Raw genomic sequence first — 16,604 nt, 5'->3', positions numbered from 1 at the left:
TGTCAGAGGTAAAGCGGGAACTCCCGTAGAGTTTGGCACCAAATTATCAGCGAGTTGCTGGGATGGATACGTATTTTTAGACCGGATTAGTTGGGATAACTTTAACGAATCGGGAGACTTCAAAGCATAAATAGAAGCCTATTATAGCTACACCGGATATTATCCAGAATCCGTTCATGTCGAGCGCATTTATCGCACTGTCTTAGAACCGAGCTTGGTGTAAAGAAAGAGGAATTAGAATCAGTGGGCCGCCCTTAGGAAGACCTCCAGTCCATGAGAGTCGAGAACAAAAGAAGCCGGCTCTAGAAGATGAGAGCATTCGGAATTCTATTGAGGGAAAGTTCGGACAAGCCAAACGAAGATTTAGTCTCAATCGAGTCATGGCTAAACTTTCTCATACTTCTCAAACAGCCATTGCTATTACTTTTTTAGTCATCAATCTTTCTACCTGGCTCAGACGGGTTTTTTGTGTGTTTCTCTGCCGATTTCTGAAAACAACACCTGTTTCCGGCTTATTCATTATCAAAAGCTATCGCTCACCTCATGAGAGAAAACAGAAACTTATACTTTCGTGGGTTTGAATAACTAATCCATCCTTCTCCTGGTTTTCCATTACTTATTCAGCAAGCCCTACATATAGCGTTTTTTCGGGTTCAATCCCCCTGTGGTTGCCCTTACTATGTGGTGATGTGCGGCGAGTCCTGTTAGGGTGAAGGAGTGGTAGTTTCAGCCGATTCAGGTGAGGGAATGGGGGTTGCAGACGGTGACGGTGAGGGAGATGCGGGAGGGTTTTCTACGCCGATATCAAGTTGATAATCAACGGGCTGGGAAGCTTCGGAAACAACGATGAATTCGTAGTAGCCTGATTGAGGCAGCGTTCCCGACCAAGTTTTTTCGGTTGAGTCTTCGAGGATTGGCGGAAGCGTGCTGGTTGGGGGATAAAGGGAAAGCCGCAGTTTTGAACTACCGCTAAAGTTAAGTGCCAATAATTGATCTGCGCCAAAGTTGCCGATGTAGGCTTTTCCTTCGCCTGGTTGGAGGGTGCCGCTGACTCGTTTGCCCACAGCCCCCGGAGCAAAGCGAATCGTTTCCAGCGCGTCTTTAGATTGCACTGCTTTGACTTTCTCCCCAGCGATCGCGTGCCAGATTTGACCTATCGGCTGATTCAGAAAATCTTTGCCCCGCTGTTCTGGAAATATCTGGAAAAATGCCACATCTGCGAGATCGTAGAGACCGCGACTGCTCAGCCGTAGCTGGTTGACTTGCCCCTTCCAGCGATCGCGATCCGCCGCACCATAGCTTCCCAAACGCTGTCTCGCTGCGCCCGGTAATTTCGCCTGCTCTAGCTTATCGAGCAATTCAGTAGCTGTCTTGTCCCATTGCTCTCGCAATTGCTCATTTTCTGAGCCATTGCCCAGCGTGCGTCCCCGTTGATTGGGGTTCTGAGTCCAGAAAGCTTCATTCACCCAGTTGACATAGAAATTATAGTTAACGCCGAGACTCTGACGGCGATCGCGCAGCTGTTGCTTGCGTGCCTGTTCCGCAGGTGAGAACTGCGCCGAAGGATTTTCTTGATCGACTGGCGGCGAAGAACTGGGTGAGGGTGTGGCGTCGGAGGTTTCTTCCCCCGACTTTGACAGGGATTCTATCCACAGATTGCCCGCCCACCAGCCGATTCCAGTAGCACCCGTAATCAGCAGCGACACGGCCAAAGTTTTCCCCACTAAGCCGAGAAATGGAGATTGAGGTTTGGGGGTTGAGGTTTGCCGGTTGGGCGTTGGCGGCGCTAATGGATTAGGAGTTGGAATTGGCTGTGGTGAGTTGGCGATTGGCTGGGGTGGATGGGGAATTGGGGCACGAGCAACCACCATTGTCGGTGGCATCGGGGGCTTGGTGGGCGGCTGAGTGGGAGGAACGGGTGCTGTAGGTGGGTGGGCAGATGAGAGGCTCTGTAGTACGGCGCTGGCCGATTGATAGCGATCGCCCGGTCGTCGTGAAAGCATTTTATCCAATACTGCCCCCAGTGCGGGACTAAGGTTCACCTCCCGCCGCCAGTTCCACGAAAGCGTTCCGCCGTCGATTAGCTCTTGCGGCTGTTTACCAGTGAGCAGCACCAACATCGTTGCTGCCAAAGCATATAAATCGCTATGGGGAAACACAATTCCCCGTTGCATCTGCTCATCAGGGGCGTATCCGGGCTTTCCTAATCGAGTATGGATGGTCGCTGTTTCCATCCCTGGTGTTTCGCTAAATTCCGATTCCACCGTGGCTGCGACTTCCTTGACGCCGCCAAAGTCAATCAAAATGGGCAGTTGGTCAGAAGCTCGCAAAATCATGTTATCTGGGGCAATATCGCGGTGAATGACCCCCAGCGAATGGATATATTCTAGAACCGGTAAAATTTGCAGTAGGATCTGTCGTACCTCCGCCTCGCTAAACCGCGATCGCTGAAATTTCCGAGTATCGAGGAAAGCGCGATAGGTTTGACCTTCCACATAGTCTTGTACTAAAAAGAGGCGTCCGTTGCCTTGCTGGTTTACCCGAAATAACTCTCGAAAGTTGGGAATTTGCGGGTGTTTCAGCTTGTAAAGGACACCGGCTTCCCGCTCAAACAGTTCGGAAGCTTTCTGCAAAGCGTAAGTGCCTTGCACCTTGGGGGCAAATTCCTTTAAAACACAGGGTTCGTTGAAGCGGTTGAGGTCTTCAGCCAAATAGGTGCGTCCAAAGCCACCATGTCCCAGTTCGCGCACAATTCGATAGCGATCGCCTAGCGTCATCCCCGGCAAAATACTATTACTCACCACTGAAGGCAGCGGTTCGCCACAATGCTGGCAAAAGCGACCATCGATGGGATTCTCGTGTCCTTTGGTGCAATAGAGGGGCATGATTAACCTGGGGCAATTCTGTGGAAGATCCAGTAACGGTATAACAAATTGACCGAGATTGTACCAAGTGATGCGATCGATGAAAGCGATTGAAAGCGATCGCTTTCCCTACGTTAGCCCGATCTTAATAACAAAATTGAGACAGAGGACAATGCTGGAAGAACAACGTCAACGGGTACTCACAGCTTTTCAAGCGTTCCTGAATACTCCCCTCCAGTGGCGGCTGCAACAGTATCGCAGCACCTCCCCAGAAGCCGCTACGATGCAATTATTTCACGAGGTTGCTACGACTGTCCCCGCCTACCAAGCTTTTGTGCAGGAACAGGCTATCGATCCGGATTCGATACAAACTTTTGAGGATTTCCAAAAACTTCCCTTCATTACCAAAGAAAATTACCTGTTGCGTCACTCACTTGCAGACTTGTGCCGCAATGGACAATTAGAAGCGTGCGATACGATTGCTGTTTCTTCCGGTTCAACAGGAAAGCCGACATTTTGGCCTCGTTTCCTGACGGATGAACTGCAAATAGCCATTCGCTTTGAACAGATATTTCATGATAGTTTTCAGGCTGACACCCGCCGCACCTTGGCTGTCATCTGCTTTACCTTGGGGACTTGGGTTGGTGGAATGTACACAGCGAACTGCTGTCGCTATCTAGCCAGTAAAGGATACCCCATTACTGTGATTACTCCCGGCAATCACAAAGAAGAGATATTTCGAGTGGTGCAAGAACTGGGTTCTGCATTTGAGCAAGTCGTGCTGTTGGGATATCCGCCATTTTTGAAGGATGTAATTGATAGTGGCATGGCGCGGGGTGTAGAGTGGCAGCGATATCACATCAAAATGGTCTTTGCGGGAGAAGTCTTCAGCGAAGAATGGCGCAATCTTGTCGGAGAAAGAGTCGGTTCTCAAAATCCTTGCTATGACTCAGCTTCGCTCTATGGGACAGCCGATGCAGGCGTCTTAGGTAACGAAACCCCCCTGAGTATCCGCATCCGGCGGTTTCTGGCAGAATATCCAGATGCTGCTAAGGCACTGTTTGGAGAATCTCGCTTGCCAACACTGGTACAGTATGACCCACTGAGTCGCTTTTTTGAGGTTCACGAGGGCACATTGCTGTTTTCAGGCGATAACGGGATTCCGCTGATCCGCTATCATATCTCCGATACGGGGGGCTTAATTTCTTACGATGCGATGCTCCAGTTTTTAGCAGAATGGGAATTCGATCCAGTAGCGGCGTTGCAAGGTGAAAGTACCATCACTCACCCCCAAACTTCCAGCTTAGGGCTACCAGAACTAAATCCGGCGGCGCGAGCTACAGAAAGAGGAATTCCTCCCTTACCGTTCGTTTATGTGTTTGGACGGTCTAATTTCACGGTTTCCTATTTCGGCGCAAATATTTACCCCGAAAATGTGACGGTGGGGTTAGAACAACCCACGATTAGAGAGTGGGTGACGGGGAAGTTTGTCATGCAAGTTCAGGAAGATGCAGATAAAAACCGCTTCTTGTCGGTTGTTGTGGAGTTAGCGCCAGAAGTGCAAGAAAGTGAAGATAAGCAGGAAGCGATCGCATCTTCCATTCTTTCCCAGCTACTACGCCTCAACAGCGAGTTTGCCAACTACGTCCCCCCACCATACCAAATGCCGCAAGTTACCTTAACTCCAAGCGGCGATCCAGAATATTTTCCCATTGGAGTGAAGCATCGCTACACCCGCAAATAATTTCTACAATTGCGTGCCTAATTCGTGCATTGCATGGATAATCGGTTTCAAACTTTCCCCTAAAGGCGTCAAAGAATATTCCACTTTCGGGGGAATCTGCGGATAAACCTGGCGATGGATAATTCCGTCTTCTTCCATCTCTCTCAGTTGCTGCGTCAGCATCTTTTGAGTGATTCCCTCCAATCCTCTTTGCAGTTCCCCAAATCGTTTAACTCCTGACCATAGTTCTCCCACAATCAAAAGCTTCCAGCGTCCGCTAATTGCTTTTAAGGTAGTTTCTGCCGGACAGGTCTTCCTTTCAAGATTCTCGCTTTTGGCTTCCATAGTATCTTTTTGGGTACTATCTTACTTTAAAGTGCATACTTTACATTTTATAGTTACATTTTTTAAACTATACATATACAAAAACAACTCCCAAAAAGAAACAAAGGAGAACAAAAATGATTGAACCAATTATTGTAGATAAAAAACCTATCGTTCTGGCGCTTGAACCGGGTACTTACTTTTGGTGCAGTTGCGGTCAATCTCAAAATCAACCTTACTGCGATGGTTCCCATCAAGGCACCGAATTTACACCTGTAAAGTTCGCACTGGAAGAGAAAAAACAGGTAGCATTATGCCAGTGTAAATACACCAGTAATTCACCGTTTTGTGATGGTTCGCACAGTAAAATTTAGCATTCTTCATGCTGGAAGGCATAGCCTATCTAAACAAAGTTTACTTGCACAAATTAGCAACTTCTCCCATCTTCTTAGCCTGCGTAAGCATACGAGATAAATCGCATCTCTAAAAATTGGGTAACTCCAGGCTTTATCTAGCAGAAATTTAAGTTAAATAGGAGAGAAAAATGATTGCAATTCGGAAAGCAGAAGAACGCGGACACGCTAATCATGGTTGGCTCAATTCTTATCATTCATTCTCCTTTGCCAACTATTACGATTCCCAGCATATGGGATTTAAAAGTCTGCGCGTAATTAACGAAGACAGAGTGCAAGCGAACCAAGGCTTCGGGGCACATTCTCATCGAGATATGGAAATCATTTCCTACGTGCTAGAAGGTGCTTTAGAGCATAAAGATAGCATGGGAACCAGTTCCATAATCCGTCCGGGCGAAGTGCAAATCATGAGCGCTGGTACAGGAGTTACTCACAGCGAATATAACCATTCTAAAACTGACTCAGTGCATTTTCTGCAAATTTGGATTATGCCAAATCAAAAAGGATTAGAACCTGGATATGAGCAGAAAATGTATTCGCCTGAGGAAAAACACGGCAATCTCCGTTTGATTGTTTCTCAAGATGGTCGGGATGGTTCTGTTACTATCCATCAAGATGCCAATATTTACGCAACTTTGCTTGATGCTGGACAGCAGGTTGATTATCAAATCAAACCTAACCGTCATGCTTGGCTGCAAGTTATCAAAGGCGATATCAGTTTGAATGGTAAGTTATTGGTTTCTGGAGATGGCGCTGCAATGAGTGATGAAAACAAGATTGTTATAGAAGCCAAAAATAACACAGAATTTCTGTTGTTTGATTTGGCATAATAGCCGAGGTTTTAAATTTGGTTGAGGCGAAGAAAATGATTTCGGTCATGGATCTTAATCATACGGTTCTTTACGTGCCATAAGTCGAGCGATCGCTTTATTTCTACAACTCAGTTTTTGGGTTTGAAAAAGTCGTTCGTCTACAGGGGAGAATGGTATGATTACGGGCAAAAGCAAACTAGCAATGCAGATTACTCAATGTCTCCATGCAGCCATTCTCGTTTCTGACTTGGAACGAGCCGAGCAATTTTACGGTAACGTGTTGGGATTATCTAAGGTGGATAGAGTGCTGAAATTTCCCGGCGCGTGGTATCAAGTCGGCGAGTTTCAAATTCACCTGATTGTTGCCGACTCTATACCATCAGATTTAGTAAATTCCGAGAAATTGGGTCGGAATCGCCATTTAGCCTTCTTAGTAGCCAACTTAGACGCTGCTAAGGAGCATCTTGTGGCTCACAACTACCCCGTACAAATGAGCGCTTCTGGTCGCGCTGCACTGTTTACTCAAGATCCTGATGGAAACATCATTGAGCTAGGTGAGTGAGCTGTCAGCCATGAATCCTATACGAGCGCTTTTGACAACGAAGTGCGATCGCTATCTCAGATTCTGATAAAGATCGCCTCTATAATTCTATGCGGCTAACGTTTTTCTCCTCAATAAAATTATGGTTCAGATAATCCAAGCCAATAAAGTAACTCTCGGATACTTAGAAGACAAATTTCACTTACAACTTGCTGCCAACGACCATTTTTTTACAGAATGGGTAATAAACTTACCAGCACTTTCCGATTTAGAAAAACAAGCTTTAGACCGAATTAAAAGCAACTATCTCCACTTAACTAAGCGCCGCCCGATGATAGAAAGCATCGTCAAAATGGTAGTGTTATCTCCGCTGCTGGAATTAGCGGGTTTTTATCAGCCTCCCTTTGAAATTGACGGAGAACCAGGAGTAGAAATCTCTGTTGAGGACGAAGAAGAAGTCGTCAAGGGAGAGATTGATGTTCTGGTGTTGCACAACCAATTGTGGGTACTCGTCATCGAATCTAAAATTGGCGTTTCAATTGAAGTGGGGATACCGCAGGCTCTCGCTTATATGTTGGGCAATCTCCATCCTGACAAACCCATTTTTGGATTAATCACAAATGGCAGTCACTTCATCTTCCTAAAACTGGTTCAGGATACCAGACAAGATGCCTATTCCGCTCAATACGCGATGTCAGATGAGTTTTCGCTCCTCAAACGCGAAAATGACTTGTATCGTGTCCTGAGCATTTTAAAGGGTCTTGGTGGATTAATTATGCAATGAAAATTATTGCATATTCCTACACTGACCCGTTGCTTGAAGCTGCGCCCGATCCCTTGATTTGGGGTTGGGAAATAGATGGCCTTTATCAAGATTTGGGGGGGCGTCAACAACTGCGGCAGCTGTTAGAAGACTGTAAAGAAGAACCCGCTAATTATTTATTAATCAGACGACTGGCAGAACTGGGAGACTCGGTGGAGGAAGTATGCGATCGCATCTTTGATCTCGAATCCCTCGGCATTCAAATTATTACCACTGAGTCAGGCGCGTATCATCAGACACCCCTCCAACTCCTGCAAGAAATTCAGAGTCGGCAGCGCCGCCGTCGCATCCGCCAAGGACACGCAGAGCGGCGGCTCAAAGCGTCGCCAGCGCCTGGAAAAGCCCCTTACGGCTACCGACGAGGCAAAGATCGCTACATCCTAGACCGCAGCGCCGCGCCGGTAGTCAAAGATTTTTTTGAACAATTTCTGCTGTATGGTTCTTTACGCGGTGCAGTTCGGTATCTAGAAAAGAAATACGGCAAGAAAATTTCTGTGTCTACTGGGCACCGCTGGCTGACTAACCCAGTCTATCGGGGTGACACTGGGTATCAAAATGGTCAGGTTCTTTCCGATACCCATGCTGCCATCGTATCCAGGGAAGAAGCCGCGCAAATTGACCGCCTGCTGCGCCGCAACCGCCGTCTGCCGCCTCGCACCGCCAGTGCGAATCGTTCTCTAGCTGGGTTAGTTGTTTGTGGGGAGTGCCAGTCGCCAATGACGATTACCCGCGTCACAGCCTCTCGCAAACAGGGAGAATATCTGTATCTGCGCCCAACTAAGTGCTTTAAACAGCCCAAATGTCGGGCTATTTCTTATCAGGAAGTGTTGGAACAAACGATTGAGAGAATCTGCCAAGATTTACCCCGTGCAGTAGCGGCAATGAATGTTCCCAATATAGATGGAATTAAGGGCACCATTACCAATGAAATTGTCGCCAAGCAAGATATCTTAGCTCAGTTGCCGACGCTTACAGATAATGGCATTCTGGATTCAGAAACTGCCCAGTTACGCGCCTACAAACTACGCACAGAAATCTCTCAATTGCAATCGCGGATGGCGAGTCTGCCGCCAGTGGATTTACAAGCGATCGCGCAGGCTGTATCTATCTCACAATTTTGGCTAGATTTGTCAGAATCAGAGCGACGATTCTACTTTCGAGAATTCATTCGCCAGATTGAAATTACCCGCCAGGATTCATCTTGGGAGATTAAGCTAGTTTTTATCTTTTAGCGATTAACGATAAAATGCTGTTAGCTCTTAACACCGCAACGCTTACGCTAACAGAGTAAAGTCGGCGTTACACTTGGCACGGTGGTGATGCTAAATAAGCCGATAGATGATAAAAAAAATTTCCGTATGACTCTCACTACTGGTATAAATTTTATAATTCGGAACGAAACTAGCTTCTGACTGCTGTAAAACTGGGTTTCAACTCTGCGAGTGTTTCCAACTCTGAGGATTGTCCTACAGGATTAGGGCAGGCATGGCGAGAGTCTTCCCAAGTCACTTTAACAGGACTTACGCAAAAACTCTCTCAAACTCTGATTCCTTCGTGTCTAAAGCGAAGAGAGCGCTTTGCAACGCTTAAGCGGTTCATTTTTCCGTTACTGGCGCGTAAGTCGTATTTAAGATAGAAAATCCGGCTTTACTCTATAGATTTATGCAAACTTTATTAGTACATGGAAACTTACCTTGTGATTTTAGTCAGATGATTGAGTGAGATAAATCGCAGGTAATGAAGTTGGATTGCCGCTAAATACCACGGGCTTGGTTAAATATGGATCGTCAAACTTTTGCGTGGGGTCGTTCAAAAAACAAGATTGGAGGAGCTGACAGATGGGTGGAAAGGCTGTGGGTCTTAGGGTTATTCCTAGCGGCTATACTGCTATTTGGAATAAATCTGGGCGTACTGCCTTTACGAGATTGGGATGAGGGAACGGTTGCTCAGGTTGCTCGTGAGATTTGGCAGGCAAAGTTTGATTCTTTGAGATGGCTGTACCCGACGTTGGGAGGTACGGAGTATCTAAATAAACCGCCTCTAATGCATCTGCTGGTTGCTGGTGCCTACGCAATTGGCGGTGTGAATGAGTGGACAACGCGCCTACCTGGGGCGCTGCTGAGTGCCGCTTGTGTGCCGCTTTTGTATAGCATTGGTCGGGAACTATTCCGGCGACGCCTTCCCGCTCTTTTCTCGGCTTTAATTTACTTGACGCTACTGCCCGTTGTGCGTCATGGGCGTCTGGCGATGCTGGATGGGGCAGTGCTGTGCTTTTTCCTGTTGATGATGTGGTGCGTGTTGCGATCGCGCCGAGACTTGCGCTACGCTCTGGGTGCCGGTGTGGGGTTTGGGTTGATTTGCCTTACCAAAGGCATGATGGGATTATTGCTTTTAAACATCGCTCTGGTGTTTTTAGCTTGGGATACTCCCAGACTGTTGACTTCCCTCTATTTCTGGATTGGTTTGCTCTTGGGCAGTGTGCCGGTTGCCGCTTGGTATGGTGCCCAACTCCTCCACTACGGGCAGACCTTCGTGAATACCGGCATCTTCAGTCAATCCTTGCAGCGGATTTGGACACCCGTCGAGAATCACGCGGGTCCCCCCTGGTACTATCTATTGGAAATCTTAAAGTACGGATGGCCCTGGTTATTCTTGTTGCCCCAAGGATTGCGCCTTGCTTGGGAAAATCGCAATATGAGCTGGGCAAAACTGGTACTGGTGTGGATTGGCGTTTATCTAGCAGCCATTTCGGTGATGGGAACCAAACTTCCCTGGTATGTGCTGCCGATTTACCCAGCAGTGGCTTTAGCGGGGGGTGCCCAGCTAGCTGAAGTTTGGAATGCGCCCAGTAGTAAATCTTATCCCCGCCCTTGGGTACCGCTTTTGACGGTCATGGGTTTACTGGCGCTAAGCGGTAGTTTTTATTTTGCCGCATTTGGCCCCCAACCGAACTGGAATTTGCAATTGGTGTTTGCATCTGCTGCTTTGACTTTACTGATAACGGCAATTTTGGTTTATCAAAAAGACCTGCAATTTATGCCGCTGCTATTTTGGGGTACGTATGTGACGCTACTGATATTCATGACATCGCCGCACTGGATTTGGGAACTCGCAGAAGCCTATCCGGTTAAACCCGTCGCCGCGATGATTAAGCGCAACACTCCCATCGGTAAGCCAATCTACACATCCTACGATCTTGCCCGTCCTTCTCTGAATTTTTATAGCGATCGCCAAGTCATCCCCGCAACAGATGCCGAACTCCAGCAACGTTGGAAAGGCGACGCTCAACCTTATTTTTTACTTGACCAACCCACCTTTAACCAGCTGAATTTAAAGCCGATGAAATCGATTAATCAGGCTGAGGGTTGGCGGCTAATTACTAAACGGGCAGCCGTCAGACAAGTGAAGAGTCAGAAGCCACAGGTCAGAGATGAGAAAGCAGGCATCAGCCAGTAAATTGTCAATAGCACAACTTTTTGCAAATATCTCTAGCGATCGCACGGAAGCCATACTGATTGGTTAAGGTTTTCCCTAAGCTCCATCTCTGTGTGGGAAGGGAGCGGAACTTTCAGCCTTTTTCCTGGTAAAAAAGGATTGAGGAGAGATTAACCGAAATGGATTGCCTTGGGAAGGCGATCGCTAAGGATAACAATTAAGCTTTCACACATTAATGTTGCACATCGCGCGAACCATAAACCAGTAAAATTCTGGATGCTCTGTTTATCCAGACTAAAAACTCAAAATTTTCCCTAATGGTTCGCCTTTTGAAGCTGATAGCCAATCGCTCGCAGCTACAATGAAAATCATGAATAAAAATTAAGCTTTTTCTCATTTTTCCTGTTAACCCTCATCAATGAACGCCACTCCATTGTCAGATGTGTTGCTGCCGGAATCATCCGCACCAACTTCCCCTGCTTCCCGTCTTACTAAAATTCTCAATCGACTCCAACCCTCACCCGAAAGCGTCGTCCTGCTGTTGGCTGTATTAATTGGCACCGGCACTGGGATGGGCGTTGTCACGTTTCACTATTTAATCGCTATCATCCACAGCTTGATGCTGGAAGGTGTGATGGGAATAATTGCGGGCTGGGGTGCCTGGACTTTAGCTTGTATTCCCATTCTGGGAGGATTAATCGTTGGTTTAATGCGCCTTGCTTGGCCTGATTTTGGCCCCAGTATCTCCTCGCTGATTGCCGCTGCCCAAGGCGTCCGAGAGTTGCTACCCCTGCGACCCGTCACCAAGATGGTAGCGGCTGCTGTTTCCCTAGGCAGTGGAGCCTCTTTAGGTCCAGAAGGGCCTAGCGTGGAAATTGGCGGCAATTTTGGAATGCTGCTCGGTCAAGTGCTGCAAGTCTCTAGAGAAAGGCAGCAGTTACTCCTGGGTGCTGGAGCAGCGGCGGGTCTAGCGGCTGGTTTTAATGCCCCGATTGCCGGTGTTTTCTTCGCCTTAGAGGTAGTCTTGGGAACCACCTTTGCCACTTCAGCCGTTAGCGTCGTGTTGCTGGCAGCAGTTGTGGCGTCTTTGATTGCTCAGATTGGTTTGGGTGCCCAGCCTGCTTTTACTCTGCCCGTCTATGAAGTCCGCAGTCCTCTAGAATTACCGCTTTATCTGGGATTGGGGGTATTAGCGAGTTTGGTGTCGCTGACCTATACCCAGTCGATTCAACTGGCTCGTCGTTTCTTTCGCGGACAGGTTGCCGGTTTTGAGTGGTTGGGAAAGGTGCCGCGATCGCTTTGTCCGGTAATAGGCGGTGCTTGTTTGGGCTTGGTTGCTTTGCAATGGCCCCAAATTCTGGGCATCGGCTACGAAACGATTGCCGCCATGCTTCAGGATGTAGATTTTTCTTTGGGGTTACTGCTCGCCCTGCTAGCGGTCAAGCTGATCGTGACGGCGATTAGTCTGGGTAGCGGTTTGGTGGGTGGTATCTTTGCTCCTGCTATGTTCCTCGGTGCTTCCTTGGGGGCAGCTTATGGAAAAATTCTGGCAGCGATGCTCTGTGCCGCACCGATTCAGATTGCCGCACCCCCTGCTTACGCGATGGTGGGAATGGCAGCAGTTCTCGCTGGCAGCGCCAGGGCACCCCTGACGGCGATTCTGTTAATGTTTGAGCTAACGCGCGACTACCGGATTGTTTTGCCGCTGATGGCAGCAGTCGGGTTGAGCATCTGGCTGGTGGAGCGCTTCCAGCCAGCGCCAACTAAAGGTCAAAATCTCCAGCAGCTGGAACTCAATGTGGAGAAAGACCAGCAACTGGAAATTTTGCAACAAATATCAGTTGCAGAAGCAATGCAGGAACCAGGTTTGATGCTGAGCGGTTCTTTATCAGTATTAGAGGCAGGTCTAGCTTTGACGAATGGCCGCTGGCGCAGCGCTTTAGTAATTGATGATGCCGAGCAGTTAATTGGCATCGTTACTTTACAGGATATTAATCGAGCCATGTCTACAGCTCGGACGCCAGTCATTGCTCCTACTGAAACAGTAGAAACAAACAACGTTATTTGCAATGTCTCTAGCAATTTAACCAGTCATCTGGCTCATCAGCCAGTTGCTGACATCTGCACGACTGAAATTCTGTATGCCAACCCTGATGAATCGGTGGCTGAAGCTTTAGACCGGATGGCAGCACGCGGTCTCCACCAGTTACCCGTCGTTGACCGCGATCGCCCCCAACAAGTGTTAGGTGTGCTGGAACAAGAGGGAATCGCTCTAGCATATAGTGTCGCTGCCACCCGCAAGACACTGCGTCGCTATCTTCCTCTCAATCCGGTACCGAAGGAGTTAAATTTATCGCTCAAGCAAACAGTTTGAAAACTTAGAGCATTGCGATCGCTCATTGGTTTGTTACCAATGAGCGATCGCTAATGACTGCTGAGTGAAACTTTAGTTTAGGATGCCTCTTCCAATTCTTCGTCTTCAGCTCCTTCTTCTCTATCCAGTTGTCGCAGATGAATGTGCTTCCGTCCCAAAGAGATTTCAAACTCATCCCCTGGGTTGAGTCCCATCTGCTTAGTGTAAGCCGAGCCAATCAGCAAATTATGGTTAGACTGGACGCTAATTCGATAGCTGGCACTGCGACCGCCTCGTCCGTTGCCACTTTGTTTGCCGTCTAACTCAATTCCTTCAGCATCAATGAGAGCATTCAGGAACTTCATCATATTCACCCGCTCTACACCGCTTTTTGTAACAGTGTAGTAACCGCAGGCTCTAGCCTTTTCTTCTTTGCTGAGGCTTTCTAGCTCTTTAACTTTCTTGACTAGCGCTTCCCCAGTTAGAGGGTCGATCTTTTTCTTTTTATTCATCAACTTGGAGCGAAAAGTAAGGAATACAGAGGGTGTACAGCGTTTTCCACTGACTGTTTCTAAGCTAATTTTAGCTTAGCTTTATATCAGCTCATAAAACTATATCACACGGATTGGGGAAAGTTAGTTCAATCTATCGATAATTTATTAAACAGCAACCTTTTTGATCAAAGTTCTTGCTTAAGCAGAAATATCTGTACCTTGCGAACAACCGATGCATCTCGATGATCGGATTTCCTCACAGCATCAACCTGAGAAAAAATGGAGGGGTACGCTGTAGGGTAGTCGTTAGTCTATCATTAGCGATCGCTTCTCAGTTGTTTTTTTCTTCCATTGACTACCGACCCGTGACCGCTGACTAATTATCCATTACCCTGAGGAATTTTTTCCAGTATGAAGCTGACAACCCGTGGACACTACAGTGTTAAAGCGCTGCTGGATTTGAGTTTACAACCTGGGTATGGACCGACTTCAGTAAAAGCGATCGCAACTCGACAAGACTTACCCGCACCCTATCTGGAAAAATTGTTGATAGAGTTGCGTCGATCCGGGTTAGTCCAATCAGTTCGAGGTGCCCAGGGGGGGTATCAACTGTCCCGCGCCCCAGCACAAATTTCCCTGGGAGAAATATTAGAAGCAGTCGGTGAAACGATTGAACCGCTGCCTCGTCATACCCCTGACGCAGAGCTTGCTGAGGATTGGGTAACATTTACACTTTGGCACCGATTGCATCAAAAACTTAAAGAAGCGTTGTACAGTATTACACTGGCAGACCTTTACTATGACGCTCGCAGCTGGCAAGCCGCCCAAGGCGAAGAAACCAGTTTTGTTGTATAGAAACTGTCAGCGCTCTGGCAGCTTTGGTGTTGTGAATTTCCAAGATTTATTTGCCGCAGTCCGTGCTTCGCACCGTTTCGCTAACAGTCCTCATCTCTCAGTCCTATCATTAGCGATCGCTTCCCTTTTTGATTACATCATCGGCGATCCGTGGGGTTGGCCTCACCCAGTACGAGTCATGGGCGGGCTAATTTCTCGCTACACCCAGATAACTTTCCAACTATTTAATCATCCTCTCACACTCCGATGGGCTGGAGTAATTTTAGGAATTGGACTGATAAGTGGCAGCTACTGGATGGGGTGGTTAATCGTTCAAGCCGCGAACTGGCTGCATCCTTTTTTAGGAATTGCCATAGAAAGTATTTTACTCGCCAGTTGTTTCGCCGGTCGAAGTTTGAGAGCTGCTGCTGAAGATGTCTTGCAACCCCTGAATGCGAATGATATTGTCAGGGCGCGTTCTAAGTTGAGTCAATATGTAGGACGCGATACCGAAAATCTCCAAAAGCCAGAAATTCTTCGGGCTGTTTTGGAAACCGTCACAGAAAATGCTACCGATGGAGTGATGGCACCCCTTTTTTATGCGATTGTCGGGGCATTTTTACCTTTACTAGGAACTGTTCCTCTCGCCCTTGCCTACAAAGCCGCCAGTACCCTAGATTCAATGGTCGGCTATCGAGAAGCACCCTACACCGATTTGGGTTGGTTTAGTGCCAAATTAGAAGATATCCTGACTTGGTTGCCTTGCCGATTAACGGTGATTACCCTAGCTTTACTATCTAGAAAACCTGGGTATGTTTGGAGTATTTGTCAACGCGATGCGACGAAAGATCCTAGTCCTAACTCTGGCTGGAGTGAGTGCGCCTATGCGGCAATTTTGGGCGTTCAGGTGGGGGGAACGAATTGGTATCGCGGCGTTGCTAAACACAAAGCCTTACTGGGAGATGACCTCCAGCCTATCAATGCAGAACGCATTCAACGAGCCTTGCAGCTAACGCGATATAACTTTTTGATTTGGTTGGGGATAGCGATCGCCATCTTGCTGCTGTTGGGGTTTAGAAGCGGGCGATCGCTGGGAATCAACTTGATGACTCTTTAAATCGCCTGATCAGGTGAACTCAATGGGCGATCGCTGCTGACTAGGAGGAAGCATACCTTTGAATTTGGATAGTCTTTCACCATCGCCTGATTGTGCAACACCCAGGAACAGGGAGTTATTTTTGTTGAAACGATGACGATGATAGTTGATGTGAGCTTGTACACTGAGGCTGTAATTTGCCCGCAGTTATCACCGGATTTTCTTAAACCATGTCTCCCGAAGTTATAGAAATTCTTTCCGCAGACGAAATCCGTCGAACCCTCAATCGTATTGCTTCGCAGGTGGTGGAGAAGTCACGAGACTTGTCTGAGTTAGTGCTAGTCGGTGTTTATACCAGAGGTGCTGTATTAGCCAATCTGTTGGCTCGTCAGATAGAAGCGCTCGAACAAGTGGAAGTGCCAGTGGGGGCGCTGGATATTACCTTCTATCGGGATGATTTGGATCAAATTGGCATTCGCACACCCGCCAAAACTGACATTCCTTTCGATCTCTCTGGCAAGACGGTAGTGTTGGTGGATGATGTCATTTATAAAGGGCGTACCGTTCGCGCTGCCCTGAATGCGGTTAATGATTATGGTAGACCGGCGGCAATTTGGTTAGCCGTTCTGGTGGATAGAGGGCAGCGGGAGTTACCAATTCATCCAGATTTCACCGGCAAGAAGTTGCCAACGTCCAAAGAAGAACAGGTGAAGGTTTACGTACAAGATATTGATGGACGGGATGCTGTGGAATTATTAAAGTTTTGGTAATGTTCTAGACGTGTGGCTCGATAGTTAAATTAACAAGCCAAACTCATAGCGATTGATGAACAGTCCAATCACCACATCATGTAGCCAAATGGACTTGGAAAAACAAATCGTCTTGCGAGTGA

The 16,604-nt window shown here is 47.6% G+C and carries 16 protein-coding genes and 1 pseudogene; 13 read left to right on the top strand and 4 right to left on the bottom strand.

The window, feature by feature from the left end; translation table 11 throughout:
- Positions 1-581 (top strand): annotated as a pseudogene (locus tag ACFW2W_RS12285) (transposase); the annotation flags it as partial.
- 123 nt (positions 582-704) lie between these two features.
- Here ACFW2W_RS12285 and ACFW2W_RS12280 read toward each other — a convergent pair.
- Complete coding sequence (locus ACFW2W_RS12280) at positions 705-2,885, bottom strand: protein kinase (RefSeq protein ID WP_378178038.1); 2,181 nt, start codon at positions 2,883-2,885, stop codon at positions 705-707.
- Positions 2,886-3,036: 151 nt separating this feature from the next.
- Between ACFW2W_RS12280 and ACFW2W_RS12275 the strand changes: the two genes are divergently transcribed.
- Positions 3,037-4,608: a phenylacetate--CoA ligase family protein gene (locus ACFW2W_RS12275; protein WP_378178042.1), complete on the top strand. Its 1,572-nt coding sequence runs from the start codon at positions 3,037-3,039 to the stop codon at positions 4,606-4,608.
- Positions 4,609-4,611: 3 nt separating this feature from the next.
- Here the strand turns inward: ACFW2W_RS12275 and ACFW2W_RS12270 are convergent, their stop codons facing one another.
- Positions 4,612-4,932 (bottom strand): winged helix-turn-helix transcriptional regulator, encoded by a 321-nt coding sequence (locus ACFW2W_RS12270; RefSeq protein ID WP_378178036.1) that lies wholly within the window; start codon positions 4,930-4,932, stop codon positions 4,612-4,614.
- A gap of 116 nt (positions 4,933-5,048) precedes the next feature.
- On the opposite strand from ACFW2W_RS12270, the gene ACFW2W_RS12265 reads away from it, so the two are divergent.
- The 7 genes from ACFW2W_RS12265 to ACFW2W_RS12235 all read left to right on the top strand — a co-directional run bounded on the left by ACFW2W_RS12265 (position 5,049) and on the right by ACFW2W_RS12235 (position 13,309).
- A complete protein-coding gene (locus ACFW2W_RS12265) occupies positions 5,049-5,285 on the top strand; it encodes a CDGSH iron-sulfur domain-containing protein (RefSeq protein ID WP_378178034.1) in 237 nt (78 codons plus the stop codon).
- A gap of 170 nt (positions 5,286-5,455) precedes the next feature.
- Positions 5,456-6,154, top strand: coding sequence for a pirin family protein (locus ACFW2W_RS12260; RefSeq protein ID WP_378178032.1), 699 nt, complete (start codon positions 5,456-5,458; stop codon positions 6,152-6,154).
- A gap of 184 nt (positions 6,155-6,338) precedes the next feature.
- Positions 6,339-6,698, top strand: coding sequence for a VOC family protein (locus ACFW2W_RS12255; RefSeq protein ID WP_378178040.1), 360 nt, complete (start codon positions 6,339-6,341; stop codon positions 6,696-6,698).
- A gap of 121 nt (positions 6,699-6,819) precedes the next feature.
- Positions 6,820-7,461, top strand: a complete 642-nt coding sequence (locus ACFW2W_RS12250) for a restriction endonuclease subunit R (RefSeq protein WP_378178030.1) — start codon at positions 6,820-6,822, stop codon at positions 7,459-7,461.
- On the top strand, positions 7,458-8,732 hold the full coding sequence (locus ACFW2W_RS12245) for a recombinase family protein (protein WP_378178028.1): 1,275 nt from the start codon (positions 7,458-7,460) through the stop codon (positions 8,730-8,732). Before ACFW2W_RS12250 ends, ACFW2W_RS12245 begins: the two co-directional genes overlap by 4 nt.
- A gap of 547 nt (positions 8,733-9,279) precedes the next feature.
- On the top strand, positions 9,280-10,956 hold the full coding sequence (locus ACFW2W_RS12240) for an ArnT family glycosyltransferase (protein ID WP_378178026.1): 1,677 nt from the start codon (positions 9,280-9,282) through the stop codon (positions 10,954-10,956).
- Positions 10,957-11,353: 397 nt separating this feature from the next.
- Positions 11,354-13,309, top strand: a complete 1,956-nt coding sequence (locus ACFW2W_RS12235; protein WP_378178024.1) for a chloride channel protein — start codon at positions 11,354-11,356, stop codon at positions 13,307-13,309.
- Between the two features lie 77 nt (positions 13,310-13,386).
- Here the strand turns inward: ACFW2W_RS12235 and ACFW2W_RS12230 are convergent, their stop codons facing one another.
- A complete protein-coding gene (locus ACFW2W_RS12230) occupies positions 13,387-13,800 on the bottom strand; it encodes an AbrB family transcriptional regulator (protein WP_378178022.1) in 414 nt (137 codons plus the stop codon).
- A 224-nt stretch (positions 13,801-14,024) separates the two neighbouring features.
- Here ACFW2W_RS12230 and ACFW2W_RS12225 point away from each other — a divergent pair, with 224 nt between their 5' ends.
- The 4 genes from ACFW2W_RS12225 (at position 14,025) to pyrR (ending at position 16,482) form a co-directional block, all read left to right on the top strand.
- A complete protein-coding gene (locus ACFW2W_RS12225; RefSeq protein WP_378178020.1) occupies positions 14,025-14,162 on the top strand; it encodes a hypothetical protein in 138 nt (45 codons plus the stop codon).
- A 31-nt stretch (positions 14,163-14,193) separates the two neighbouring features.
- A complete protein-coding gene (locus tag ACFW2W_RS12220; protein WP_378178018.1) occupies positions 14,194-14,637 on the top strand; it encodes an Rrf2 family transcriptional regulator in 444 nt (147 codons plus the stop codon).
- The gene (gene cbiB / locus ACFW2W_RS12215; protein WP_378178016.1) at positions 14,582-15,733 is read left to right on the top strand and encodes an adenosylcobinamide-phosphate synthase CbiB; all 1,152 of its coding nucleotides are present in this window, start codon (positions 14,582-14,584) and stop codon (positions 15,731-15,733) included. Before ACFW2W_RS12220 ends, cbiB begins: the two co-directional genes overlap by 56 nt.
- Before the next feature lie 209 nt (positions 15,734-15,942).
- Complete coding sequence (pyrR, locus tag ACFW2W_RS12210) at positions 15,943-16,482, top strand: bifunctional pyr operon transcriptional regulator/uracil phosphoribosyltransferase PyrR (RefSeq protein ID WP_378178013.1); 540 nt, start codon at positions 15,943-15,945, stop codon at positions 16,480-16,482.
- 24 nt (positions 16,483-16,506) lie between these two features.
- Here the strand turns inward: pyrR and ACFW2W_RS12205 are convergent, their stop codons facing one another.
- Entirely contained in the window at positions 16,507-16,590 is an 84-nt protein-coding gene (locus ACFW2W_RS12205; RefSeq protein ID WP_378173273.1) for a hypothetical protein, read from the bottom strand.
- Positions 16,591-16,604 lie beyond the last annotated feature (14 nt).

Origin of the sequence: Coleofasciculus sp. H7-2, assembly GCF_042747725.1 — a bacterium.
Lineage (GTDB): Bacteria > Cyanobacteriota > Cyanobacteriia > Cyanobacteriales > FACHB-T130 > FACHB-T130.
This window is presented reverse-complemented; position numbering and strand designations above follow the sequence as displayed.

Excerpts from the sequence above, each read along its gene's own strand:
- ACFW2W_RS12265 (WP_378178034.1), top strand. The coding sequence starts at position 5,049 with ATGATTGAACCAATTATTGTAGATAAAAAACCTATCGTTCTGGCGCTT.
- ACFW2W_RS12250 (WP_378178030.1), top strand. The coding sequence starts at position 6,820 with ATGGTTCAGATAATCCAAGCCAATAAAGTAACTCTCGGATACTTAGAA.
- cbiB (WP_378178016.1), top strand. The coding sequence starts at position 14,582 with ATGACGCTCGCAGCTGGCAAGCCGCCCAAGGCGAAGAAACCAGTTTTG.
- ACFW2W_RS12255 (WP_378178040.1), top strand. The coding sequence starts at position 6,339 with ATGCAGATTACTCAATGTCTCCATGCAGCCATTCTCGTTTCTGACTTG.
- ACFW2W_RS12225 (WP_378178020.1), top strand. The coding sequence starts at position 14,025 with ATGATCGGATTTCCTCACAGCATCAACCTGAGAAAAAATGGAGGGGTA.
- ACFW2W_RS12240 (WP_378178026.1), top strand. The coding sequence starts at position 9,280 with ATGGATCGTCAAACTTTTGCGTGGGGTCGTTCAAAAAACAAGATTGGA.
- ACFW2W_RS12275 (WP_378178042.1), top strand. The coding sequence starts at position 3,037 with ATGCTGGAAGAACAACGTCAACGGGTACTCACAGCTTTTCAAGCGTTC.
- pyrR (WP_378178013.1), top strand. The coding sequence starts at position 15,943 with ATGTCTCCCGAAGTTATAGAAATTCTTTCCGCAGACGAAATCCGTCGA.
- ACFW2W_RS12220 (WP_378178018.1), top strand. The coding sequence starts at position 14,194 with ATGAAGCTGACAACCCGTGGACACTACAGTGTTAAAGCGCTGCTGGAT.
- ACFW2W_RS12230 (WP_378178022.1), bottom strand. The coding sequence starts at position 13,800 with ATGAATAAAAAGAAAAAGATCGACCCTCTAACTGGGGAAGCGCTAGTC.
- ACFW2W_RS12235 (WP_378178024.1), top strand. The coding sequence starts at position 11,354 with ATGAACGCCACTCCATTGTCAGATGTGTTGCTGCCGGAATCATCCGCA.
- ACFW2W_RS12270 (WP_378178036.1), bottom strand. The coding sequence starts at position 4,932 with ATGGAAGCCAAAAGCGAGAATCTTGAAAGGAAGACCTGTCCGGCAGAA.
- ACFW2W_RS12280 (WP_378178038.1), bottom strand. The coding sequence starts at position 2,885 with ATGCCCCTCTATTGCACCAAAGGACACGAGAATCCCATCGATGGTCGC.
- ACFW2W_RS12245 (WP_378178028.1), top strand. The coding sequence starts at position 7,458 with ATGAAAATTATTGCATATTCCTACACTGACCCGTTGCTTGAAGCTGCG.
- ACFW2W_RS12260 (WP_378178032.1), top strand. The coding sequence starts at position 5,456 with ATGATTGCAATTCGGAAAGCAGAAGAACGCGGACACGCTAATCATGGT.